The 23,705-nt window shown below is 65.6% G+C and carries 22 protein-coding genes; 8 read left to right on the top strand and 14 right to left on the bottom strand.

Translation table 11 applies throughout. The features are described 5' to 3' along the window. Window positions 1-16: 16 nt before the first annotated feature. The 9 genes from ACFWCF_RS07640 to ACFWCF_RS07600 all read right to left on the bottom strand — a co-directional run bounded on the left by ACFWCF_RS07640 (window position 17) and on the right by ACFWCF_RS07600 (window position 9,394). Entirely contained in the window at window positions 17-697 is a 681-nt protein-coding gene (locus tag ACFWCF_RS07640) for a response regulator (RefSeq protein WP_378559191.1), read from the bottom strand. Continuing rightward, window positions 694-3,228 (bottom strand): ATP-binding protein, encoded by a 2,535-nt coding sequence (locus ACFWCF_RS07635; protein WP_378559188.1) that lies wholly within the window; start codon window positions 3,226-3,228, stop codon window positions 694-696. The genes ACFWCF_RS07640 and ACFWCF_RS07635 overlap by 4 nt, the downstream gene beginning before the upstream one ends. 7 nt (window positions 3,229-3,235) lie before the next feature. Next, on the bottom strand, window positions 3,236-3,874 hold the full coding sequence (locus ACFWCF_RS07630; protein ID WP_378559185.1) for a potassium-transporting ATPase subunit C: 639 nt from the start codon (window positions 3,872-3,874) through the stop codon (window positions 3,236-3,238). A 3-nt stretch (window positions 3,875-3,877) separates the two neighbouring features. Then, the gene (gene kdpB / locus ACFWCF_RS07625; RefSeq protein WP_378559438.1) at window positions 3,878-5,968 is read right to left on the bottom strand and encodes a potassium-transporting ATPase subunit KdpB; all 2,091 of its coding nucleotides are present in this window, start codon (window positions 5,966-5,968) and stop codon (window positions 3,878-3,880) included. 41 nt (window positions 5,969-6,009) lie between these two features. Beyond that, window positions 6,010-7,710: a potassium-transporting ATPase subunit KdpA gene (kdpA, locus tag ACFWCF_RS07620; protein WP_378559182.1), complete on the bottom strand. Its 1,701-nt coding sequence runs from the start codon at window positions 7,708-7,710 to the stop codon at window positions 6,010-6,012. A 7-nt stretch (window positions 7,711-7,717) separates the two neighbouring features. Continuing rightward, window positions 7,718-7,816, bottom strand: a complete 99-nt coding sequence (gene kdpF / locus ACFWCF_RS07615) for a K(+)-transporting ATPase subunit F (protein WP_378489161.1) — start codon at window positions 7,814-7,816, stop codon at window positions 7,718-7,720. Continuing rightward, window positions 7,816-7,938, bottom strand: a complete 123-nt coding sequence (locus ACFWCF_RS07610) for a hypothetical protein (RefSeq protein WP_378559179.1) — start codon at window positions 7,936-7,938, stop codon at window positions 7,816-7,818. The genes kdpF and ACFWCF_RS07610 overlap by 1 nt, the downstream gene beginning before the upstream one ends. Before the next feature lie 127 nt (window positions 7,939-8,065). Further along, the gene (locus ACFWCF_RS07605; RefSeq protein ID WP_378559176.1) at window positions 8,066-8,902 is read right to left on the bottom strand and encodes an MHYT domain-containing protein; all 837 of its coding nucleotides are present in this window, start codon (window positions 8,900-8,902) and stop codon (window positions 8,066-8,068) included. A 204-nt stretch (window positions 8,903-9,106) separates the two neighbouring features. After that, complete coding sequence (locus ACFWCF_RS07600; RefSeq protein WP_378559173.1) at window positions 9,107-9,394, bottom strand: hypothetical protein; 288 nt, start codon at window positions 9,392-9,394, stop codon at window positions 9,107-9,109. 124 nt (window positions 9,395-9,518) lie between these two features. Between ACFWCF_RS07600 and ACFWCF_RS07595 the strand changes: the two genes are divergently transcribed. Then, a complete protein-coding gene (locus ACFWCF_RS07595) occupies window positions 9,519-10,505 on the top strand; it encodes an LLM class F420-dependent oxidoreductase (protein WP_378559170.1) in 987 nt (328 codons plus the stop codon). A gap of 7 nt (window positions 10,506-10,512) precedes the next feature. Here the strand turns inward: ACFWCF_RS07595 and ACFWCF_RS07590 are convergent, their stop codons facing one another. Both ACFWCF_RS07590 and ACFWCF_RS07585 read right to left on the bottom strand, forming a co-directional pair. After that, window positions 10,513-11,076 (bottom strand): GNAT family N-acetyltransferase, encoded by a 564-nt coding sequence (locus ACFWCF_RS07590; RefSeq protein WP_378559167.1) that lies wholly within the window; start codon window positions 11,074-11,076, stop codon window positions 10,513-10,515. 37 nt (window positions 11,077-11,113) lie between these two features. Continuing rightward, window positions 11,114-11,782: a DUF3239 domain-containing protein gene (locus tag ACFWCF_RS07585; RefSeq protein ID WP_378559164.1), complete on the bottom strand. Its 669-nt coding sequence runs from the start codon at window positions 11,780-11,782 to the stop codon at window positions 11,114-11,116. A gap of 230 nt (window positions 11,783-12,012) precedes the next feature. Here ACFWCF_RS07585 and ACFWCF_RS07580 point away from each other — a divergent pair, with 230 nt between their 5' ends. The 3 genes from ACFWCF_RS07580 (at window position 12,013) to ACFWCF_RS07570 (ending at window position 15,825) form a co-directional block, all read left to right on the top strand. Then, the gene (locus ACFWCF_RS07580) at window positions 12,013-13,386 is read left to right on the top strand and encodes a CitMHS family transporter (protein ID WP_378559161.1); all 1,374 of its coding nucleotides are present in this window, start codon (window positions 12,013-12,015) and stop codon (window positions 13,384-13,386) included. A gap of 67 nt (window positions 13,387-13,453) precedes the next feature. Continuing rightward, on the top strand, window positions 13,454-15,160 hold the full coding sequence (locus ACFWCF_RS07575; protein WP_378559158.1) for an ATP-binding protein: 1,707 nt from the start codon (window positions 13,454-13,456) through the stop codon (window positions 15,158-15,160). Continuing rightward, window positions 15,142-15,825: a response regulator gene (locus tag ACFWCF_RS07570; protein ID WP_378559155.1), complete on the top strand. Its 684-nt coding sequence runs from the start codon at window positions 15,142-15,144 to the stop codon at window positions 15,823-15,825. The genes ACFWCF_RS07575 and ACFWCF_RS07570 overlap by 19 nt, the downstream gene beginning before the upstream one ends. Window positions 15,826-15,838: 13 nt before the next feature. Here the strand turns inward: ACFWCF_RS07570 and ACFWCF_RS07565 are convergent, their stop codons facing one another. The 3 genes from ACFWCF_RS07565 to ACFWCF_RS07555 all read right to left on the bottom strand — a co-directional run bounded on the left by ACFWCF_RS07565 (window position 15,839) and on the right by ACFWCF_RS07555 (window position 19,380). Next, window positions 15,839-17,122, bottom strand: coding sequence for a competence/damage-inducible protein A (locus tag ACFWCF_RS07565; protein WP_378559152.1), 1,284 nt, complete (start codon window positions 17,120-17,122; stop codon window positions 15,839-15,841). A 119-nt stretch (window positions 17,123-17,241) separates the two neighbouring features. Continuing rightward, complete coding sequence (locus tag ACFWCF_RS07560; protein ID WP_378489172.1) at window positions 17,242-18,900, bottom strand: DNA repair helicase XPB; 1,659 nt, start codon at window positions 18,898-18,900, stop codon at window positions 17,242-17,244. A gap of 312 nt (window positions 18,901-19,212) precedes the next feature. Then, on the bottom strand, window positions 19,213-19,380 hold the full coding sequence (locus tag ACFWCF_RS07555) for a hypothetical protein (protein ID WP_378559148.1): 168 nt from the start codon (window positions 19,378-19,380) through the stop codon (window positions 19,213-19,215). A gap of 317 nt (window positions 19,381-19,697) precedes the next feature. Here ACFWCF_RS07555 and ACFWCF_RS07550 point away from each other — a divergent pair, with 317 nt between their 5' ends. The 4 genes from ACFWCF_RS07550 to ACFWCF_RS07535 are packed head-to-tail and all read left to right on the top strand — an operon-like array spanning window position 19,698 to window position 23,702. Further along, window positions 19,698-20,765 (top strand): ABC transporter substrate-binding protein, encoded by a 1,068-nt coding sequence (locus tag ACFWCF_RS07550; protein WP_378559145.1) that lies wholly within the window; start codon window positions 19,698-19,700, stop codon window positions 20,763-20,765. Next, on the top strand, window positions 20,762-21,622 hold the full coding sequence (locus ACFWCF_RS07545; RefSeq protein WP_378559142.1) for an ABC transporter permease: 861 nt from the start codon (window positions 20,762-20,764) through the stop codon (window positions 21,620-21,622). The genes ACFWCF_RS07550 and ACFWCF_RS07545 overlap by 4 nt, the downstream gene beginning before the upstream one ends. Further along, window positions 21,598-22,335, top strand: a complete 738-nt coding sequence (locus tag ACFWCF_RS07540; RefSeq protein WP_378559435.1) for an ABC transporter ATP-binding protein — start codon at window positions 21,598-21,600, stop codon at window positions 22,333-22,335. The genes ACFWCF_RS07545 and ACFWCF_RS07540 overlap by 25 nt, the downstream gene beginning before the upstream one ends. Beyond that, complete coding sequence (locus ACFWCF_RS07535; RefSeq protein ID WP_378559139.1) at window positions 22,335-23,702, top strand: LLM class flavin-dependent oxidoreductase; 1,368 nt, start codon at window positions 22,335-22,337, stop codon at window positions 23,700-23,702. Before ACFWCF_RS07540 ends, ACFWCF_RS07535 begins: the two co-directional genes overlap by 1 nt. Window positions 23,703-23,705: the final 3 nt, after the last annotated feature.

Raw genomic sequence — 23,705 nt, 5'->3', positions numbered from 1 at the left:
GACCATCCGGGAGTCGTCACGGTTCGAACCGGTAGCCCCGGCCCGGTTCCGTGATCAAGTGCCGCGGGTGCGCGGGGTCCGGTTCGAGTTTGTGGCGCAATTGGGTGAGATAGACGCGCAGATAATGCGTCTGCGTGACGTACGTCGGCCCCCACAGTTCGGTGAGTAGTTCGCGTTGCCCGACGAGTTTGCCACCGTTGCGGACGAGCATCTCGAGCATTCCCCATTCGTTGGGGGTCAGGTGCACGTCGACACCGTCGCGCGTGACCCTCTTGGCTTCGAGGTCGACGGTGAAGGCTGCGGCCACCACCACGGGATTCGGTAGCCCGGGGGATGCGGTGGCGCGTCGGACGGCCGCGCGGATCCGGGCCATGAACTCCTCCATCCCGAACGGCTTGGTGACGTAGTCGTCGGCTCCGGTGTCGAGGGCCGCGACCTTGTCGGCCGCATCGGTGCGGGCGGACAGCACGATCACCGACGCGGTGCACCAGCCGCGGAGTCCTGCCAGGACCTCGATCCCGTCGATGTCGGGCAGACCGAGATCGAGGACGATCACGTCGGGACGGTGCTGTGCCGCGGCACGCAGGGCTGTGGCGCCATCGGAGGCGGTGACAACGTCGTAGCCACGGGCCTTGAGGTTGATGCGCAGGGCACGCAGGATCTGTGGTTCGTCGTCGACCACCAGGATGCGAGTCACGAATCCATCCTGCCCGGTGAAGTGGGGAGGTCGATCACCACGGTGGTGCCTCCGCCGGGGGTGTCGGTGATGGTGAGGATGCCGCCCATGGCGTCGACGAATCCTCGGGCGACGGTGAGCCCGAGGCCCGCGCCGCCGGTCGACCGGCGATCCCCGGATCGCGGGAAGACGGCGAACGCGTCGCTGTGGTCGGCGCGCCGAAAGCCGGGGCCGCGGTCGGCGACGGTGATGATGGTGCGGCCTTCGGCGACGGTGGCGCCGACACGCACGGGGCCGTCGGGTGCATACCGCACCGCGTTGTCGATCAGGTTCGCGAGAACCCGCTCGAGCAGTGCCTCGTCGGCGCAGACGGTCGTGTCGTCGACCTCGATGGCGATGCGTTCGCGGAGCGCGCGGGCGATGTCGGTGCCGCCGCCGGCGAGGGTGAGCACCGCGCGATGGACCACTTCGTCCAGGTAGACCACATCGAGCGCGGGTGATACGACCCCGGAAGCAAGGCGCGACGAGTCGAGGAGGTTGGTCACCAGCCGGGTGAGCTGATCGGTGGATTCTTCGACGGTTGCGAGCAATTCGGCGGTGTCTTCTTCGGAGAACTCGATGTCGGTGCTCCGCAAGCTCGATACAGCAGCCTTGACCGCAGCGAGCGGGGTGCGCAGGTCGTGGCTGACGGCGGAGAGCAGCAGTCGTCGTAGCCGGTCGGTCTCGGTGAGCGCCGACGCGCGGGAGGCTTCGGCGGCGAGTTCGCGCTGCTGGACGAGCCCGGCGATCTGCCCGGTGACCGCGGTGAGGATCCGCCGGTCGCGTGGACGCAGACGTCCTCCCGACAGCAACAGTGCGTACCGACCCTCGTCGACCTCGCACACCGTGTCGGCCGTATCGGGTGAGGTCGGCGCGGAGTCTCCGGTGCTGTCGACTACGTGGTGTACGCCGTCCTCGACGCGTAGGACGGTCACACCCTTCTGGCCATATGTCTCTCGTACCTTGACGAGCAGCGCATGCACGTCGGCGCCACGGAGGACAGCACCCGCGAAGAGCGCGAGCAGCTCGGCTTCCTGGGATACGAAGCGGGCCTCCCGCGCCCGCGCGGCGGCCGCATCGACGAGCGCGGCCACGGCCACCGAGACGACGAGCAGTACGACGGTGGTGACGAAGTTTTCCGGTGCCGCGATCGTGAGACTGTGCAGCGGTTCGGTGAAGAAGAAGTTCAACAGCAGACCGGACAGCAGAGCAGCGACGATGGCCGGTCCGATACCGCCGAACAGTGCGACGGTCAGCACGACGACGAAGAACAGGGCTTCCTGGCCCGCGACCCCGATGGTGCGGTCGATCAGCATCATCAGCGCGGTGGCCACCACCGGGATCGCGAACGCGGCGATCCAGGCCTGTACTCGCCGTTCGTGGCGACCGAGGAACGCGACTCTCGGCGCGTGCGCGGTGTGTTCGTGGGTGACCATGTGCACGTCGATCCGGCCGGAGTCACGGATGACGGCTGCCCCGATGCCCTCGTCGACGATGCGGGCCCAGCGGGAGCGTCGCGAGGTGCCGATCACGAGTTGCGTGGCGTTCACCTCCCGCGCGAACGCAAGCAATGTCGACGGTACGTCGTCGCCGACGACGCTGTGCACTCCCGCACCCAGGCTTGCGGCGAGCTGCCGAACCCTGCCCATCTGACGGTCCGAGACCCGGGTGAGGCCATCGCCGCGAACGATGTGCACGACCAGTAGTTCGGCGCTCGCCTTCGCAGCGATCCGGCTTGCACGACGAATCAGAGTGTCGGACTCGGGGCCGCCGGTGACGGCGACGACCACACGTTCGCGTGCTTCCCACGTGTCGGTGATGGCGTGCTCGCCGCGGTACTTCGCGAGTGCCACGTCGACCTGGTCGGCGAGCCACAGCAGTGCGATCTCCCGCAGCGCAGTGAGGTTGCCCTCGCGGAAATAGTTGCGCAGCGCGGCGTCGACCTTGTCCTGCGCGTAGACGTTGCCGTGCGCGAGCCGCCGTTGCAGTGCCTGCGGGGTGATGTCGACGAGCTCGACCTGCTCGGCGCGGCGCACCACCGCGTCCGGGACCGTTTCGCGTTGCGCGATCCCGGTGATCTGCTCGACGACATCGTTGAGTGATTCGAGATGCTGGATGTTGACGGTTGACAGCACGTCGATGCCCGCGTCGAGCAACTCTTCGACGTCCTGCCAGCGCTTCTCGTTCCTGCCGCCCGGCACGTTCGTGTGTGCGAGCTCGTCCACCAAGGCGACCGCAGGTTTTCGCGCGAGCACCGCGTCGAGGTCGAGCTCGTCGAACTCGGTTCCTCGATACGTCCTGTGCTGTGACGGAACGACTTCGAGGTCGGTGAGCTGCTCCTCGGTGCGGATTCGCCCGTGGGTGTCGACGATCGCGACGACGACGTCGCCGCCGCGCGCGACCCGCCGATGCGCTTCCCCCAGCATCGCGTACGTCTTGCCGGCACCCGGCGCGGCGCCGAGATAGATTCTCAGGCGTCCGCGCCGGGTCGGCGGGGCGGTGGTGTCGCTCATCGCACTCTCATGAGCCGGTGGTGCACTCGGGCGCCGTCAGACCGAGTGCCACATTCAGCTCCGGCACGTTCACCCGTTCCATGCCGAGGAACCCGAACTGCCTGCCGTCGGTGTGTTCGGCGACGAGTTCGCGGACGTGGTCGACGCTCAGGCCGGTCACTCGTGCCACCCGCTGGGTCTGCAGTGCGGCGTACTCGGGGGAAATATGAGGGTCCACGCCGGACCCGGACCCGGTGACCGCATCGACCGGCACCTCCTCAGCAGACACACTTTCACGAGCAGCGATCGCGGCGCGCCGCTCCTCGATGAACGTTGCCAGAATAGCGCTGCTCGGACCTTGGTTCGATGGCAGCGCGGCCGCAGGATCGCCAGGTGCGAAGGGATCCTCGTCCGCGATCGACCCCACGACCCTCAGGTGGAAGAACGGGTCGGGATCGCCGGGCGCGACCTGCGGATCCACACCGACCAGCGCGCTGCCGACCACGCACCCGTCCGCGTCGGTCAACGGTGCTCCCTCGGCGCTCGCGGTCCCGAGGCGGCTCACCGCCCACACCGCTGCCGGATACGCGCCTCCGACGACGGCAGTGAGCATCAGCAACACGACCGCGCCCACGCGCAGCTGCCGTAGAAAGTTCGTGGTGTGCATGCTTTATCCCATTCCCGGTGCGAGTCGGACCACGAGGTCGATGAGCCAGATCCCGACGAACGGTGTCGCGACACCACCGACGCCGTAGAGGAGCAGGTTGCGGCCCAGCAGCGACGACGCGCTCGACGGGCGGTACCGGACACCCCGCAGCGCCAACGGAATCAACGCGACGATCACGAGCGCATTGAAGATGACCGCCGACAGGATCGCGGACTGCGGGGTCGCCAGGCCCATGATGTTCAGCGACGACAGTTGCGGGTAGATCCCGCTGAACAGTGCGGGCAGGATCGCAAAGTACTTCGCCAGGTCGTTGGCGAGCGAGAACGTGGTGAGTGCGCCGCGCGTGATGAGCAGTTGCTTGCCGATCTCGACGACCTCGATGAGTTTGGTCGGGTCGGAATCGAGATCGACCATGTTGCCCGCCTCCTTCGCGGCGGAGGTCCCGGTGTTCATCGCGACACCGACGTCCGCCTGCGCGAGCGCGGGAGCGTCGTTGGTGCCGTCGCCGGTCATCGCAACGAGGCGACCGCCCTGTTGTTCCGAACGGATCAGTGCGAGCTTGTCCTCGGGTGCCGCCTCGGCGAGATAGTCGTCCACGCCGGCTTCTGCCGCGATCGCCGCGGCGGTCAGCGGGTTGTCGCCGGTGATCATCACGGTACGGATGCCCATCGCACGTAGCTGCGCGAATCGTTGGGCCATACCGGGCTTGACGACATCCGAGAGCTCGACGACACCGACGACCACAGCTCCGCGCGTGTCCGTGCGTGCGACCATGAGCGGTGTGCCGCCGCGGCCTGCGACGTCGTCGACGGTCGCGGTCACTTCGCCGGGGACCGTGCCGTGCTGTTCGCGCACCCAACGTGCGACGGTGTCGGCAGCACCCTTACGGATGTGGACGACAGTTCCGCTGTCGGTGGTGTGGGGGGAGCCGGCGATGTCGACGCCACTCATCCGGGTCTGTGCCGTGAACGGCACGAACTCGGCAGCGTCCTCGGCGGTGGAAGTGTGGGGATCGAGCCGGTAGTGCTCGGCGCACAGTTCGACGATGCTGCGCCCTTCCGGGGTGCCGTCCGACAGGCTGGACGACCTCGCTGCGGCTGCCAGATCGTGCTCGGTGACACCGGGTGCGGGGTGTAGCGCGGTGGCGCGCCGATTGCCGTAGGTGATGGTGCCGGTCTTGTCGAGCAGCAGCGTGTCGATGTCGCCTGCCGCTTCGACCGCGCGCCCCGACTTGGCCAGGACGTTGCGCTGCACGAGCCGGTCCATCCCGGCAATGCCGATCGCCGACAGCAACGCGCCGATCGTGGTGGGGATCAAGCACACCAGCAGCGCGATCAGCTCGATCGGCCCCTGCTGTGCACCGGCGTACGCGCTCATCGGCCCGACCGCGACCACCGCGAGGAGTAGCACGATCGTCAAGGCCGCGAGAAGGATGTTCAGCGCGATCTCGTTGGGCGTCTTCTGCCGGACCGCGCCTTCGACGAGCGCGATCATGCGGTCGACGAACGTGTGCCCGGGCTCGGCGGTGACCCGGACGACGATGCGATCGGACAACACGGTGGTGCCTGCGGTGACAGCGCAGCGGTCGCCGCCGGATTCGCGTATCACGGGGGCGGATTCGCCGGTGATCGCGGATTCGTCGACCGTCGCGATGCCCTCGACCACATCGCCGTCTCCGGGGATGAGTTCGCCGGCTTCGACCACCACGAGGTCACCGACCCGCAGCTCGGTACCGTTGATCGGCTTCTCGTCACCCGAGGCAGTGAGCCTTCGGGCTATGGTGTCCTGCTTGGTCTTCCGTAGAGACTCGGCCTGCGCCTTGCCACGCCCTTCGGCGACGGATTCGGCGAGGTTGGCGAACAACAGGGTGAACCACAGCCAGACGGCGATCGCCCACGCGAACATGCTGGGGTCGATGACGGCCGCGACCGTTGCGATCGCCGATCCCACCAGCACGACGAACATCACGGGATTGCGTGCGACGTGTCGTGGGTCGAGCTTGCGGAATGCACCGGGGACGGCGGCGGCGAGTTGACGGGGGTCGAACACACCCGCGGTGATGCGGTCGGGGTGCGTCCCGGCAGTGTGAGGCACGGCAGGGTGCGGGTCGGAGGTGTGGGGAGTAGTGGACGCGGTCAATGCAATGCCTCCGCGATCGGGCCCAGCGCAAGGGCAGGGAAGAAGGTCAGTGCGGCCACCAGTACAGCTGTTCCGGTCAGTAGTCCGGCGAATGCGACGCCCGAGGTGGGCAAGGTTCCGGCGCCGGTGGGCACACGCTGCGCAGACGCCAGAGAGCCGGCGAGCGCGAGGACGAACACGATCGGCAGGAAGCGTCCGAACAACATGCACATCCCAAGGCTCGCTTGGAACCAGTCGTTCGTGACGGTGAGGCCGCCGAAGGCGCTGCCGTTGTTGTTCGCCGCCGATGCGTATGCGTAGAGCACTTCGGTGAATCCGTGGATCGCTCCCGGTGTTCCGGGGTCTCCCGAGTTGCCGAGGGCACCTGCCGTTGCCGACAGGACGACGGCGATCGCGGTGCCGGCCAGCACGAGCGCAGGCATCACCAGGATGCTCAGCGCCGCGAGGGTGATCTCGCGGGTGCGCAGTTTCTTACCGAGGAACTCGGGGGTGCGGCCGACGAGCAGGCCGCCGACGAACACCGCGACCATCGCGACGACGAGAACTCCGTACAACCCGGTTCCGACACCGCCCGGCGCGATTTCGCCGAACAACATGTTGAGCAGGACGGCGCCGCCGCCGAGCGGCGACATACTGTCGTGTGCGGAGTTCACCGCACCGGTGCTCGTGCCGGTGGTGGACACCGCGAAGAGCGTCGATCCTGGAATGCCGAATCGGACTTCTTTGCCTTCCAGCATCGCTCCCGCTGCGTCGGCGGCGACACCGTGCGTGCGGGATTCGGCCGCGAGCGTCACCGCGAGCACCGCGGTGTAGAGGGTCGCCATCACGGCCAGCACAGTGAGACCCTGCCTGCGGTTACCGATCATGGTGCCGAACGTGCGGGTGAGCGCGACCGGAATGAGCAGGATCGCAATGATCTCCACGATGTTGCTCACCGGTGTCGGGTTCTCGAACGGGTGCGCCGAGTTCGCGGCGAGCACGCCGCCACCGTTGGTTCCCAGTTCCTTGATCGCCTCTTGCGATGCGACCGGAGCCAGCGCGGTGGTCAGCGCATGTCCGTCGAGTCCCGTTGCGGCAAAACCGCTCCGGTAGGACTGGATCACGCCTTGACTCAGCAGGATCAGCGCGATGACGAACGAGAGGGGAAGCAGGATGCGCAGCGTACCGCGGGTGAGATCGACCCAGAAATTGCCGATCTCTCCGCCCCGGCCGACGCGAACGAGCCCGCGGATCAATGCGACGGCGACACCCATGCCCACCGCGGCGGACACGAAGTTCTGCACCGCGAGTCCGGCCGACTGCGTCAGCGGACTCATGGTGGTCTCGGGTACGTACGACTGCCAGTTGGTGTTGGTGACGAACGAGATCGCGGTGTTGAACGCGACGGCGGGGCTGACGCCTTCGAGATCGTTGTTGAGCGGCAGCACACCTTGGACGCGTTGCAGACCGTAGAGGAAGAGCGCGCTCGCGAGTGAAAAGCCCAGCACGCTCGTGGCATACCCGTACCAGGTCTGTTCCGCGCGGGAGTCGATCCGGCACGCCCGATAGAGAATCGACTCGATCCGCAGATCCTTCGTCCGCAGGTCGGTGTCGGTGGTGTACACCTTCGCCATGTAGTCGCCGACGGGGACATACAACACTGCGAGCACTGCGACGACCAGCGCGATCTGCAGCCCCGCAGCAAGAGCAGGAGTCATCGCGGCGTCAGAACCTCTCCGGATCGAGCAACGCGACCAGGAGGTACACCACCATCGCCGCTGCGATCACGATCAGCGCGGTGGTCGTCACCCCTGCCCACGTCATCAGCGTTCTCCTGTGCTCTGGGAGGAGTTGCTGTGAGGGGCACTGCCGTGGAGTGCGCGCAACGTGAGCGCGCACATCACGATTCCGGCGATCATCAGCGTCACATATGCGACGTCGGCCATCTCGTTTCCTGTCGTCGACATGGTGCGGCGCCGGTCGGCGCCGCACCACACCATCGCGCCGCCGGAGCAGACCCGGCCGGATCCATGCGAAATCCTGACGCTTCCGTGCGATGTCCTGACGACTTCTTTACGCGGGCGTGCCCTGCTGAGGTGAGTCGACGGCCTCGGCCGCACCGAGCGCGGTCAACTGCGCGATCTTCGTGTCGTAATGAGCTTCTGTGGTCTGCGGCGCGAGCAGCAACGCGACGATCGGCACGGCCAGCACGATCATGCCGAGGGCATATGCAGGCAGCAGCAGCGACAGGACGGTCAGCCCCTCCGGTGCCTGTGCGGTCGGATCGACTGTGGCCTGCGTCCCGGCCATGCCCGTGTAGTGCAATGCGACTACGGCGCACCCCATGATCAAGGCTCCCGCGATACGCGTGAGGTGTCGTTCGGCGACTCCTGCCAGCCACAGCGCGGCGGTGGCGGCGACGATCCCGATGATCACCGAGGCCACGACGAACATCGGCGTGTGTGTGAGGGTGCCTTGGATGCGGATCGCGGCCATGCCGCTGTAGTGCATCAGACTCACTGCCAGGCCCATCAGCAGCCCGCCGACGGACAGGGTGAGTGCACGGGGCAACCGCCGGCCGGCGAATGTTCGTAGCGTGACGAGCCAGAGTCCGAACAGGGTCGCGGCCACGGCCACCACCGCTGAGAACACCGTCAGTCCGAGGTCGTACCGGACCAGTGTGGCGGGCACGTCGAAGCCCATCATTCCCATGAAATGCATCAGCCAGATCCCCACGCCGCCGATGGCGACCGAGGCCATCAGCAGCCATCCTCTGCGGGTGCTCCCGGGTGGATGCCTGGCGGCCTGATGGGCACACGACAAACCGGTGTAGGCACCCACGACGGATACCGCATACGCCAATCCCAGCACCCACAAGCCCATGGTGAAGTGGTGCAATTCGTGTGACATTCGTTCCTCACAGATGACGCGCTTCGACCGTCCGTACTCGGGTAGTAGCGCGCCGTACCGGACCGACTCGGGCTGCAATGTCAGCTTTCTGAGCAGCACAGACAATGGTACATAAGTGTGGTTATGCTGCGTGCGGTGCCCTGGTCTGCTCTGGTCGCACGGTCTGCTCTGGTCGCACGGTCTGCTCTGGTCGCACGGCCTGCCCTATTGGCCCGGGCTGTGGGTCGCGACGAAGACCAGGAACACGACGAACAATCCTGCAATGCCGAGTACGGCCCCGATCATGGCATTCCGGTGGTTGTCGGCCACACCGTTCTCCACGCGCACCAGCCCGATCCAGCCGCACACCACTGCGATCAGTCCGGCAGGGATCGTGATCAGGTCGCCGACGATGGGCAGGAAAGCGGATACTGCGGCGATGATTCCGGCGACGAGCGCCGTGTCACCGACTCCGTTGCGGTACGGCGGCGGGACGAAAGGGCTCGGCGGCATAATTCAGAATACGATCTCGCGGTCCTGTCGACTGCATGCTGCTGTGGAGTCCGCGATACTCGATGGTGCAGTGCCGGGTTCTCGATTTCGCCCGGCGGACCGATCACCGTCAGAAAGGACTCGTATGCGCTTCGGCTACTTCGTTCCCCAGGGCTGGCGACTCGACCTCGTCGGTATCGACCCCGTCGATCAGTGGCGGGTCATGCGTGATCTCGCGCAGCGCGCCGACAAGGGCCCGTGGGAGTCGATCTGGGTGTACGACCACTTCCACACGGTGCCCGCACCGTCGGAGGAAGCGACCCAGGAGGCATGGTCGCTGGTGTCGGCGTTTGCGGCGGTGACGGACCGCGTACGCATCGGGCAGATGTGCACGGCGATGGCCTACCGCAACCCCGCCTATCTGGCGAAGGTAGCGGCCACTGCCGACATCATTTCCGGTGGCCGCATCGAGATGGGTATCGGCGGCGGCTGGTACGAGAACGAGTGGCGCGCATACGGTTACGGGTTTCCGTCGGCGGGGGAGCGGTTGGGTCGCCTCGACGAAGGCGTGCAGATCTTCAAGCAGGCGTGGACCGACGGCGTCGCTACTCTCGACGGCAAGTACTACCAGGTCGACGGAGCGATCTGCCGTCCGCTTCCGTTGCAGGACGACGGTATCCCGCTGTGGATCGCGGGTGGCGGCGAGAAGGTCACCTTGAAGATCGCCGCGAAATACGCGCAGTACACCAACTTCGACGGCACCCCAGAGGGGTTCGCCCACAAGTCGGAGATCCTGCGCAACCACTGCGCGGAGGTCGGCACCGACTTCGACGCGATCGTGCGTTCGGCGAACTACAACGTCGCGATCGGTCGGACGGAGAAGGAAGTCCAGGACCGGCTCGAGCAACTTCGTAGCCGTCTCGAACCGATCGTCGGTGCTGAGAAGGCCGACGGCGCGCTCGACGCGTTCCGTGGAATGCCCGCCGTGGGAACCCCTGAGCAGATCGTGGAGAACCTCACGGCGTTGAAGAATCAGGGCCTCGAGTACGCGATCTTCTACGTACCCGAAGCCGCGTACGACACGTCCGGACTGGAGATGCTCGAGAAGGAAGTGCTTCCGCATCTCGCGTGACGGGTACTCAGATCGGCCAGGCGTCGCCGGGCGTGCGGGGGTCGTCGGGCAGCAGTCCGGCGACCCACGCGTCGCGCGGGGTGCCTCGCTGCAGCAGTCCGTGTCGCGCGACACCTTCGAACCGGAACCCGGCATGCCGGGCAACCGATGCCGATGACACGTTGCCGACGAACGCGCGCCATGCGATCCGCCATACGCCCATACCTTCAGAGCTGAATGCGAAGTCGCACGCGAGCCGCACCGCAGCGGTCGCCAGGCCCTGCTGCCGCGCGTCGGGCGCCACCCAGTATCCGATCTCGGGTTCTGTGTCTCCACGCGCAACGAAACCGACCATGCCGCACAGGGGCCCGTGGTCGCTCGTGCGAATAGCCCAATCCGGAAAGCCGCGTTCCCATTTCGCTGGAACGATATCGCCGACGAACCGAACGGCGTCGGCCCGTTCGTATGGAGCAGGCACGGTCGTCCATTCCGCGATCGCCGCGTCCCGGCAGGCCTCGGTGATGGTGTCGATGTCTGCGGGCCGGGGCGGCGACAGGGTCACCCTGCCGTCGGTGAGCGTCCGAGGTTCCATGTCAGCCCGAGGTTCCATGTCAGCCCGAGGTTCCATGTCAGCGCAGCTCCGGTGGAAGATCCTTACCTTCGAGCACCATGCGTCGCTCGTCGGTGGAGTTGACCTCGTCCACGAGCTTCAGCTTGTTCGCGAGTAGCTTCCATTCGGCATTGTCGATCGAGCCCGCGGCTTCGGCCAGAACCTTCGTGTCGCGGGTGCCCCATGCGAGCGGCATGGGGCTGGCCATCTGCCAGGCATCCGTCTTGTTCTTCGTCGTGCGGTCGGACAGCACGGCTACCGACGGCACCTGTTCGCCGACGCGTGCGCGGTGCCCGGGGATCGCCAGGACGTCGCGGGTAACCAGCGCGTAGTGGCGAGCGCCTGCCTCCGGTTTCGCGATATCGATGAGGGCGAGCAGCGTCATGCCGCGGGCACGTGTTGCTGCGACGACCGCCGGGACCAGCGGGCTGTCGTGGTAGAGCTCCTCGATGGTGCCGATCTTGCGTGGTGCCCAGAGCGCCACCCACAGTGATGTGAGTGTTGCGACGACCAGCACTGCGCCCACCACGTACGACCACGGCTTGCCGAGGTAGATCAGCCACGCCGCGGCAGCGGCACACAACACCGCGACGATCACACCGGAGCGCCGCAGGCTGCGGACCTCGGCGAGCGTCTGGTTCACGCTCTTGGCATGGGGCAGGTCGACGGGGAACTCGAATCGGCGCACACCCACAGCTTATGGGACGAGCTCGGCCACGTACTCGAGCACAATGCACACAACGGGACTATCGCACTCAAGCGTGACCGGCCCCGGTGACGCACCCCACACTCGTTGTAGTTGATGTCACAACCGGATGGATTCACGGTTACCACTTCCAGCATCTCGCCCGGCCGTACAAACGGGGCGCAGGTGGCATGTGCCGACCGCATCCGGACTCGAGAAAGTGAGTGCGCTCGATGCTGGTAGGTCTCGGCTTCCTCATGGTCGCCGTCTTCATGTATCTCGTTCTGTCGAAGCGGGCGACTCCCGTAGTGGGCCTGATCCTCGTCCCCGTGGCGTTCGGGCTCATCGCCGGCGCCGGTACCGACATCGGCGACATGATCGTCGGCGGTGTCGAATCCCTTGCTCCGACCGCGGCGTTGTTGTTCTTCGCGATCATCTTCTTCGGGATCATGATCGACGTCGGCCTGTTCGATCCGCTCGTTCGCCTCATCCTGAGGCTGGTGCGCAACGATCCAGCGCGACTTGTCGTGGGTACCGCGGTGCTCGCGATGGTGGTTTCGCTCGACGGTGACGGTTCGACGACGTTCATCATCACCACGTCTGCGATGCTCCCCCTGTACATGAAACTGAAGGTGAGTCCCGTTGTGCTCACTGTGGTTGCAGGACTGGCGAACGCGACGATGAACATCATCCCGTGGGGAGGCCCGACGGTCCGTGCCGCGAGTGCGTTGGGTCTGTCGCCGTCGGATGTGTTCGTGCCCATGATCCCGTCGCTCGTGGTGGGTCTGGTCGTCGTGCTGGGCTTCGCATTCCACCTCGGAATCATGGAGCGGCGAAGGATCGGCACACTCGTCCTCACCTCCGAGCGGATTCCGGCCCGTGTCGGCTCGGGTGGTACGGGCGGCTCTACCGGAACGGGTGATGACAACGACGAGACCGGTGGCACAGACGGATTCGTGGACGGGCTCGACCCGGACCGCCCCACCCTTCGTCCACGGTTGTTGTGGTTCAACGCGGCCCTGACCGTCGCATTGCTGGTGGTCCTCGGACTGGACATCCTGCCAATCCCGGTTCTGTTCATGATCGCCGCAGGCATTGCGCTGGCCGTGAACTTCCCCCGGATCGCCGATCAGTCCGCGGCAATTGTGCGTCACTCGTCGAGCATCGTGTCGGTGGTCGCCATGGTGTTCGCCGCCGCCGTCCTGACCGGCGTGTTCCAGGGCACCGGAATGGTCGAGGCGATGGCGCTGTGGCTGACCGGAGTGATCCCCGATTCGTTCGGGCCGTTCCTCGCCGTGATCACCGGTGTGTTGAGCATTCCGATGACCTTCTTCATGACCAACGACGCGTTCTACTTCGGGGTGCTGCCCGTTCTCGCCGAGACCGCGGCACAGTACGGGATCGAGCCTGTCGAGATGGCGCGCGCATCGATCACCGGCCAACCCGTCCACATGCAGAGCCCGCTGGTTCCCGCGATCCTGCTCCTCGTCACCCTCGCCGGGGTGCACCTCGCCGACCACCACAAGAAGGTGTTGTGGCGGGCGGTGCTGGTGTCGCTCGCGATGCTCGTGACCGCGGTGCTCATCGGGCAGATTCCATTCGGCTGAGCAACGTCACGGTCCACACTGGGCATGTGTGTGGCAGAGCTGAAATGTCGACAGATCCGGGGACGCCGTGAAACTCCGCACGCAGGTGTTGCTGCTGCAGTCCGCGGTCGTGGCGGTCACCCTCGGTATCGGGTTCGCGGTGTTCGCCACGACCACGGAGAAAAGGGTCACCGACGAACACGGGCAGCGTGCGCTTGCAGTCGCGAGGACCGTCGCCGCAGACGAGACCGTGCGCGGTGAGGTGGCCCGGCTCGCGGCGGCCGACGACGGGGTGGTCGGACCCGACAATCCGGAACTGGCGGACGGGGAACTGCAGGCGGCCGCCGAATCCGTACGGGCCGCGACCGGGGCACTGTTCGTCGTGATCACCGACGAGAAGGGATTGCGGCTCGCACACCCGGACCCGCGGTTGCTCGGCCTGCGGGTCAGCACGGATCCGGCCGAGGCTCTGGCCGGACGCGAGGTGGTGGTGAGCGAGTCCGGAACACTCGGGCAGTCCGTCCGCGCGAAGGTGCCCGTGACGGGCCCCGCGTCGGACAGTGTTGCCGGAGAGTCCGTTGTTGCCGGAGAGTCCGTTGTCGTTGGAGAGGTGAGCGTCGGGATCTCTACCGACCGGGTTCATTCCGACCTGCGAAGCGACCTCGGCTATGCGGCTCTGATTGCGCTCGGGGCGTTGGCGTTCGGGACCGCCGGGTCGATACTGCTGGCGAACCGGTGGAAAACACTCACGCTCGGTCTCGAACCCGATCAGCTCGCGGAGCTCGTCCGCGAGCAGGAGGTGGTGCTGCACGGAATCTCTGATGGTGTGGTCGCCACGGACGCGAGCGGCACCGTGACCGTGGTCAACTCAGAAGCGCGCCGACTGCTGAACCTGCACGGCGGCGCAGGCGATCCGATCGACGAGATCGGGATCAGTCCGCGTCTGCTGGACATCCTGCACGATGCGCAGAGCATGCCGGTCGCGGCGACCGCAGGAGACCGGGTTGTCGTCGCGGTCGCGCGGCGGGTGGTACGTGATCGAAAGAATCTCGGCACGGTGATGTCGGTGCGCGACCGCACCGACATCGAGAACCTCACACGTGAACTCGGGGCCGTCCAGTCGCTCACCACGGCATTGCGTGCGCAGCGGCACGAGTTCGCCAATCGGCTCCACTTGTTGAACGGGCTTCTGCAGCGGGGACGCACGACGCAGGCCGCCGACTTCATCGAGCAGATCATCGGGTCGGGACCTCTGGGGCAGCAGCTCGACGGTATCGGCACCGTGGCCGACCCGTATCTGCACGCGTTCCTCACCGCGAAGGCGTCCCATGCGCGTGAGAGTGGCGTCCGCCTGGTTCTGGGGGAGAACACGTGGGTGCACGGCGTGTTGCGCGTCCCCGTCGATGTGACAACCGTTCTCGGGAACCTGCTCGACAATGGGATCGAGGCGGCAAAGGAGAGCGGTCATCGCCCGGCGGAAGTGGAAATCGAGCTCGTCGAGGACAGCGCGGATCTGCACATTACGGTCGCCGATACCGGAAACGGCGTTGCGGCCGAGCTTTCCGACGTCTTCGTGGAGGGTGCTACCACCCACATCGACAGCGGGGTACCGGGTGGACGTGGGATGGGACTGGCCTTGGCGCGGCAGATCGCACGTGACCACGGGGGAGATGTGCGCCTGGTCGATCGCGGCGGACATCGAAGCCCGGACAACCCGACCGGTGGCGCGGTGTTCCTCGCAACTCTCGCCGGAGTTCTCGACGAAGGAGACACGCGGTGGGCGGATCAGATCTGACGGTGCTCGTCGTCGACGACGATTTCCGCGTCGCCGACCTACACGCGCAGGTGGTGTCGGGCGTCGCCGGCTTCACGGTCGTGAACACGGTGGGCAGTGTCGCTGCGGCGCGGGACGCGGTCCGGCGTACCCCGGTCGACCTGGCGCTGGTGGACGTGTATCTCCCCGACGGGTCGGGGGTCGACCTGATCCGCGAACTGGACTGCGACAGTTTCGTCCTCGGCGCTGCCGGTGAAGGCATCACGGTACGGCAGGCAATGACTGCCGGGGCGCTGGTCTACCTCGTCAAACCGTTCTCCAATACCGAACTGGCGCGCAGACTCGCCGCATACGCGCAGTATCGACGCATCGTCTCGTCGGCGGAACTCACCCAAACCGAGATCGACACGGCACTCGCTGCGCTGCGTCCCGTGCTGCCGACCTCCACCTCCGCTGCGCCGCTAGCGCGTTCGGTTACCAAAGATCTTGTGATGAACGCGCTTCGGGAATCGTCGCAACCACTGTCGGCCGGTGAGGTCGCGATGGCAACGGGGATGTCGCGCGCGACCGCTCAGCGCTACCTGGCAGCCCTCGTTGCGAAAGGGCAACTGCGGATGCAGCTGAGATACGGCAGCACCGGACGACCCGAGCAGGAATATCGACTCGTCCGGGCCAGTGGGCTCTGACAGAGATACAGATTCAACCTCGTTCGAGTTGTGCGACAACCAGATGCAGTGCGGCTGTGGTGGTGAGGGTTCGGACTCGTTCGCGGTCCCCGGGGAAGCGGCGGGTGATGGCGTATGTCGGCCGTCCGTCGATCGCGACGCCGAAGCAGACTGTGCCCACCGGCTTGGCTTCGGTGCCACCGCCGGGGCCAGCGATCCCGGTGGTAGAGACCGCGACGTCGGCCCCGAGACGGGATCTGGCGCCCTCGGCCATGGCTGCGGCGACTCGTTCGCTCACCGCACCGTGCGCGGCGATCATCTCGGCCGGTACGTCGAGCAGATCGGACTTCGCCTCGTTGGAGTACGAGACGACGCCGCCCACGACATAGGACGACGACCCGGGGCGGTCGGTGAGACGCGCAGCGATGAGCCCGCCCGTGCACGACTCCGCAGTCGCGATCAGCCGGCCCGCGAGGGCGTCGATCAGCTGGTCTTCGATGGTGGAGCCGTCGGTCGAGAAGATCTGGCGTCCATGATGTTCGGCGAGAACGTCGAGAAGACGGCGATAGAGGTCCGCGTCGCCGGAGGCGAATCGGGTCACCATGTCGAGTTCACCGTCTCGAAGACATGTGGTGATCTCGAGTCGATCGAGGTCGGCGATCTCTGCTTCGGCTCGGCGCAGTGTCTCGGCGAGTTGTGCCTCGTGCAATCCGTAGGCGCGCACGGTTTCCTGCTGCAGGTCGTCGGCTCGGGTCAGCACCTCGGCGACCGCTGGTGAGGTGATCGCGCTGGGCCACATCGCCTGTAGTTCTCCGGGAGGACCGGGGAGGATGACGATGGTCGGGACCGGCCGGTCACCGGCTACTGCGGGGATTACCACGCCCGGTGCTGTGCCGGTCGGCGGTAGGGCGGTGGCACCGGTCGGGATCTGCGCCTGCTTGCGGATCCCGATACGCGTCGGCCCTGCGTCGAGGTCGGGGGTGTGCGGGCGGTGGTGGCGGATGATGCCCGCGATGTGTTCTTCGAGTTCGGGGTCGAGCCGTAGCTCGCGAGTGCAGAACTCGGCGACGGTAGCGACGGTGAGGTCGTCGGCAGTGGGGCCGAGACCACCGCTGGTGACGATGAGGTCGACGTCCTGATCAGCGAGGAAGCGTAGTTGTGCGATCAGGTCGGTGGGCCGGTCGCCGCAGATCGTGATGTGGGCGACGTCGACGCCGAGTATCAGGAGCTGGTGGGACAGCCACGGCCCGTTCTGGTCGGTGATCCTGCCCGTGAGTATCTCGGTCCCGGTCACGACGATTCCTGCACGCATGCTCACGACGTCGAGCCTAGGACGTCTTCGAGCGCGACGAGGTCCCGCCACCCCTTCTTGGCGGCCGCCACGATTACGGACGCACTGCGGCGACGGCCGTGGCCGTCCCCTTCCAGGACATCAGCTCAGCCGATCTGAGGTCCCAGCAGGTCGTCGGCGTCGGTGATCCGGTATGCGTAGCCCTGTTCGGCAAGGAATCGCTGACGGTGCGCGGCGTACTCGGCGTCGAGGGTGTCGCGTGAGACGACCGAGTAGAAGTGCGCCTGCCCGCCGTCCTGCTTCGGGCGCAGGAGCCTCCCGAGCCGCTGGGCCTCTTCCTGTCGCGACCCGAACGTACCCGACACCTGCACCGCCACCGACGCCTCCGGCAGGTCGATCGAGAAGTTCGCGACCTTCGACACGACGAGCACATCGACCTCGCCGTTGCGGAAGCGATCGAACAACAACTCGCGTTCCTTGCTGCGCGTCGAACCCTTGATCACCGGAGCATCGAGCGCCTCACCGAGCTCGTCGAGCTGATCGAGATAGGCGCCGATGACGAGTGTCGGCGAGTTCGGGTGGCGGGCGAGGATCGACTTGACCACCGCGTTCTTGGTGCGTGCCGTCGAGCACAGCTTGTAGCGCTCTTCCGGTTCGGCCACCGCGTACGCCATCCGTTCGGCATCGGTGAGCGTGACACGCACCTCCACACAGTCGGCCGGGGCGATCCAGCCCTGCGCTTCGATGTCCTTCCACGGCGCGTCGTATCGCTTGGGTCCGATGAGGGAGAACACGTCGCCTTCGCGTCCGTCCTCACGCACGAGCGTGGCGGTCAGTCCGAGGCGTCGCCGCGACTGCAGATCCGCCGTCATCCGGAATACGGGTGCCGGGAGCAGGTGCACCTCGTCGTAGATCATCAGTCCCCAGTCGCGGGAATCGAACAGCTCGAGGTGGCGGTACTCACCCTTCGTCTTACGGGTGACCACCTGGTAGGTGGCGATGGTCACCGGGCGGATCTCCTTCTTCTCACCCGAGTACTCGCCGATCTCTTCCTCGGTGAGCGAGGTGCGTGCGATCAACTCGCGTTTCCACTGCCGACCCGCGACGGTGTTCGTCACGAGGATCAGTGTGGTGGCACCGGCCTTCGCCATGGCGGCCGCGCCCACCATCGTCTTGCCTGCACCGCAGGGCAGCACGACGACACCGGACCCGCCGTCCCAGAAGGAATCCGCGGCCATCTCCTGGTAGTCGCGCAGATGCCACGGATGTGTCTCGAAGTCGAGGTCGATAGTGTGCGCCTCACCGTCGACGTACCCGGCGAGATCCTCCGCCGGCCAACCCACCTTGAGCAGCATCTGCTTGAGACGACCGCGTTCGCTGGGGTGCACGAGCACCGTGTCGTCGTCGATGCGCGCGCCGAGCATCGGCGCGATCTTCTTGTTGCGCATGATCTCGATCAGCACCGCGTTGTCGAAGCTGACGAGCGTCAGTCCGTGGGCGGGATTCTTCACGAGCTGGAGGCGGCCGTACCGGCCCATGGTGTCGACGATGTCGACGAGCAGCGGCTGCGGCACAGCGAAGCGTGAGTATGTGACGAGCGCGTCGACGACCTGTTCGGCGTCATGGCCTGCTGCGCGTGCGTTCCACAGTGCCAGCGGAGTGACCCGGTAGGTGTGGACGTGCTCGGGTGCCCGCTCGAGTTCCGCGAAGGGAGCGATGGCCTGCCGGGCTGCGTTCGCCAATTCGTGGTCGACCTCGAGCAGCACGGTCTTGTCTGACTGGACGATCAACGGTCCGTCGGCCACGAAGCCTCCTGGTGAGAGAAAAGTAGAACTCCTCCATTGTCCAGATGCGGAGGGCGGCGCGCCACCTGCGCGCCGCCCATGCGTCCGGACATCACCAGTTCCGACCCGCAGCGGTGTCGATCCACCGCGGGGTCAGCTCGTCAGCGATCGGCGCACCTCCATCACGCACACGAGCGCCTCCGAAATCCCGGATCGGTATCCGGCTTCCTTTTCCGACGAGACCGTCACGGAATCCAATTCCCCTTCGAGTCTTTCCTGAATTCTGTCCAGGGCGTGTAGCGTCCGTTTCATTCGGTCACCGTTTTTCTCATCTCATGCCGGTGTTCTGATCGCTCCGGCTCGTTCGTCGAGGACGAACACTCGTGCGCGGGCCAGGGCTGCTCGATATCCGTTGCTTCGCGCCTCGCTGCCGACCGAATGAACCGGCAGGTCGCGGATCGTTTCGTACAGTGCTTCGAGCACTGCAGTTTCGGTAGTCATGGCGTTCGCCGGTCTCAGCTCCGCTTCCGTTTGCGGATGAATTCTCCGGCATCCGCTGCCTTCTGGCGCTTTTCTTCCCGGCGTTCTTTCATGGACTGCGCGGGTTTCTTGAGTGTTTTTCCCTTGTCGGCCATTGTCGCTCCTCTTTTCGAAGTGGCAATTACTCAACGAGCCACACCATACGTCAAATTCCAGAAAAATCCAGTTTGCAAAAAAGGGTGACTTAAGTTCACGCAGCGCCTATCCCTGGTCCGGGGGAGATCCCCGGGGTTAGCGTGCCCGTCACACGATCCACACACCGACCTTCGGGGGACCAGATGTCATCTGCTGTACTCGGCCGCGCTCGAAAAGCGCGGGATGCACTCGCGGTTGCTGCGGTAGCGAGCCTTGTGCTCGCCGGGTGCGCTACCGATTCGGGAGGGGGCGGCCTCGCGGCAGATGCACCGATTCCCGACGACGTGCCTGCCGGTACCTCGTTGAGCCTTGCCACCAAGACGACGAAAGTTCAACTCGAGGCGTCCGGCTTGATCGACGAGCTGGGATTCACTGTGTCGGATTGGCCGGACGTTTCTGCGGGACCAGACGTCATCCAGGGATTCCGTGGTGACGCGATCGCTCTTGCGACCAACGCCGCTGTACCCCCGATTCAGGCCGCCGCCACCGGCTTCGACGCCAAGATCGTCGCGGTCAAAGAGAAGGACAAGGCGCAGTACGAGCTCGCGACGTCGCCCGGTTCGGAGGTGGAGTCGCTCGACGATCTGCGAGGTAGGAAGATCGCGGTCTCGCCAGGACAGGCGCAGGGTGTCGTCGTGCTCCGGACATTGAAGACTCTCGGGATCGGATTCGATGAAGTGGAGATCGTCGAGCTGCCCAGCACTCAGTTCCTCACCGCGCTCCAGTCGGGGCAGGTCGACGTGGCACCCCTGAGCGAGCCGTCACTGACCAAGTATCTCGATGAGTACGGTGACGAGGGCGCGCGCGGCATCGTCACACCGGAGGTAGATGCTCTGTCGGTGCTCTGGGCGCCGGTCTCGGTGCTTGAAGATCCAGCGAAGGCTGCCGCGATCAAGTCGGTCATCCCGCTCTGGGCTCGAAGTGACGTGTGGGCCTGGGAGAACCCCGATAAGTGGATCCAGGCGTATTACGTCGATTCCGAAGGTGTGTCGTTCGAGGACGGCAAGCGCATCATCGATTCGGTCGGTCAGGAGCCGCGGTACCCGTCGTCGTGGGATTACGCCATCCAGTGGACGCAGGAGACTGCAGACATCCTCGCCGAGGGCGGTTGGTTCTCCGAGGTCGACGCTGAAGACTTGTTCGACCGTAGATTCGAAACCCTTGCCTACGAATCTGTTCCGGAAATTTATCGCGTAGGAGCGGACTTGTGACCGAAACACTGATCAAGCCGCCGGGAATCCGTCCCGACGCACTCGCCCACGAACCCATGGCGGGCGGCGGAATCCGACCGATCCGAAGACTCGGTCTTCGCAAGGCATTCCCCTTCTCCCGTATGGCCGGTGTAGTGATTCTGCTCGCGGTCTGGGCGATCGGATCGGCTGCGGGATTGATCGACGAGCGCAAACTGTCGGCGCCCTGGACGGTTGTGTCCACTGCAATCGAACTCATCTCCGATGGCGTCCTGCAACAGCATGTCCTGACCTCACTGGGCCGGGCAGGCCTCGGGTTCGTGATCGGTGTGGCCATCGGTACCGCTCTTGCCTTGGCGTCCGGCCTCACCCGCACTGGCGAAGCGCTGATCGACGGGCCCGTACAGGTCAAACGTGCGATTCCGACACTCGGCCTGATTCCGCTGCTGATCCTGTGGCTCGGCATCGGTGAGACCTTCAAGATCACGATCATCGCGCTGGGTGTCGTCGTACACATGTACATCCAGACACACAACTCGCTGACCGCCATCGACCAGCGGTACGTCGAACTCTCCGAGGTCCTGAGGCTCTCCCGTGCCGCATTCATCCGCAAGGTCGTATTGCCCGGTGCCCTGCCCGGGTTCTTTCTCGGACTTCGGTTGTCCGTCACGGGGGCGTGGCTCACGCTCATAGTGGTCGAGGGCATCAACGCCGTCACCGGGCTGGGCAAGATGATGTACAATGCGCAGAACTACGGTCAGTCCGACGTCATCCTCGTCGGTCTCGTCGTCTACGCCGTGTTCGGATTGCTCTCCGACGCTGGACTGCGCGCACTCGAGCGGCGTGCGCTCGCCTGGCGGAAGACGCTCGGCGGATGAGCGCAGTGCAGATCCGTGGCCTGATCCGCGGTTTCGGCGACAGGCATGTCCTCGACGAACTCGACCTCGACATTCCCGACGGACAGTTCGTGGCATTGCTCGGCAAGAGTGGATCCGGCAAATCCACGTTGCTGCGCGCACTTGCTGGCCTCGACTACGACGTCGAGGTCCACGGTGGAACTCTTTCTGTTCCCGAAGAGATTTCGGTTGCCTTCCAGGATTCGAGACTGCTTCCATGGCTCCGCGTGCTCGACAACGTGACACTCGGGCTCGGCCACAAAGACCGGGAGAAAGGAAGTGCGCTTCTCTGCGAAGTAGGTCTGACCGGTCGCGAGGATGCGTGGCCGCTCGACCTGTCGGGCGGTGAGCAACAGCGGGTCGCGTTGGCCCGCGCACTCGTGCGAGATCCCAGGCTTCTGCTTGCCGACGAGCCGTTCGGCGCCCTGGACGCGCTGACGCGCATCAAGATGCACGGCCTCCTCGACCAGCTGATCGAAAGGCACCGGCCCACCGTCCTGCTCGTCACCCATGATGTGGACGAAGCGATCATGCTCGCCGACCGCGTCGTGGTACTACACGAGGGGCGAATCGAGGTCGACAGGATCGTCGACCTCCCGAAGCCCCGATCCTTCGACGATCCCGGTTTTCGTCAGATCAGAGACACCCTTCTCGGCGCTCTCGGCGTCGAAACCCTTTCCCAGCAGGAGAAGTGATGACAAGTACACCTGAGAACCGCACGCTTCACCTCAACGTCTTCCTGATGCCGATCGGGCATCACGAGGCCGCGTGGCGACTTCCCGAGAGCGACCCGAACGCGAACCTCGATATCGGCCATTACATCTCGCTCGCACAGTTTGCCGAGCGTGGGAAGTTCGACTCAGTGTTCCTTGCCGACAGCCCCGTTCTGATGGGCGTTCCCGAGCGGCGCCCCTCTGGCAAGCTCGAACCGACGATCATCCTGACGGCCATCGGAGCAGCGACGTCGAGGATCGGTTTGATCGCCACGGCATCGACGAGCTACAACGAGCCCTACAACCTCGCGCGTCGCTTCGCCTCCCTCGACTTCGTGAGCGGGGGCCGGGCCGGCTGGAACATCGTCACCACCGCGGGCGACGCCGCCGCCCGCAACTTCGGTCTCGACGGCGTGCCCGCGCACAAGACCCGTTACCAGCGCGCCGCCGAGTTCGTCGAGGTCTCCACGAAGCTGTGGGACAGCTGGGAAGACGACGCGATCGTTGCGGACAAGGAATCGGCCGTCCATTCCGATTCGGCGAAGGTCCACGGGTTCGACCACGACGGCGAGTTCTTCAAGGTCGCCGGACCGCTCAACGTTCCCCGCTCCCCGCAGGGATATCCGCTGCTCGTGCAGGCCGGGTCATCGGAGAACGGTAAAGATTTCGCCGCGCTCTACTCAGAGGCGATCTTCACGGCGCAGCCCACCTTCGAAGAGGGCAAGGCCTTCTACGACGACGTCAAGGACCGGGTCGCGAAAGTCGGACGCAATCCCGACCAGGTGCTGATTCTCCCCGGGATAGTGCCCGTCATCGGCGACACGGAGGAACAGGCCCGCGAACTCGACGCCGAACTCGCCCGGCTTATCTCACCCGAGTATGCGCGAGACCAGCTCGCCGAGCGCTTCGGGCTTGCACCCGAGGACCTCGATCTCGATCGGGAACTGCCGGAAGATCTGCCGTCGGAAGACGAGATCGAAGGAGCCAAGAGCCGGTACACACTGATCGTGCAACTTGGCCGCCGTGACAGGTTGACGGTGCGTGAGCTCATCGCGCGTCTCGGGGGCGGCCGTGGACACCGCACGTTCGCAGGCACAGCCGAGCAGGTTGCGGACACGATCGAACACTGGTTCCGCAGCGGCGCCGCCGACGGATTCAACATCATGCCGGCGGTCTTGCCGTCCGGCCTCGAGCTCTTCGTCGACCGGGTGGTGCCGATCCTGCAGGAGCGCAGACTGTTCCGCACCGAATACACCGAGACGACGTTGCGTGGCCACTACGGACTTCCTCGCCCCGGCAACCAATTCGTTGTCGACGCGAACGCGCGAGCATCAGTGCCTGCGGTGTGACGA

It is taken from the genome of Rhodococcus sp. NPDC060090 (genome assembly GCF_042729855.1).
In the GTDB taxonomy this organism is placed as follows: Bacteria; Actinomycetota; Actinomycetes; order Mycobacteriales; family Mycobacteriaceae; genus Rhodococcus.
The sequence above is the reverse complement of the archived record's forward strand: the minus strand, read 5'-3'. Positions and strand labels throughout refer to the sequence as shown.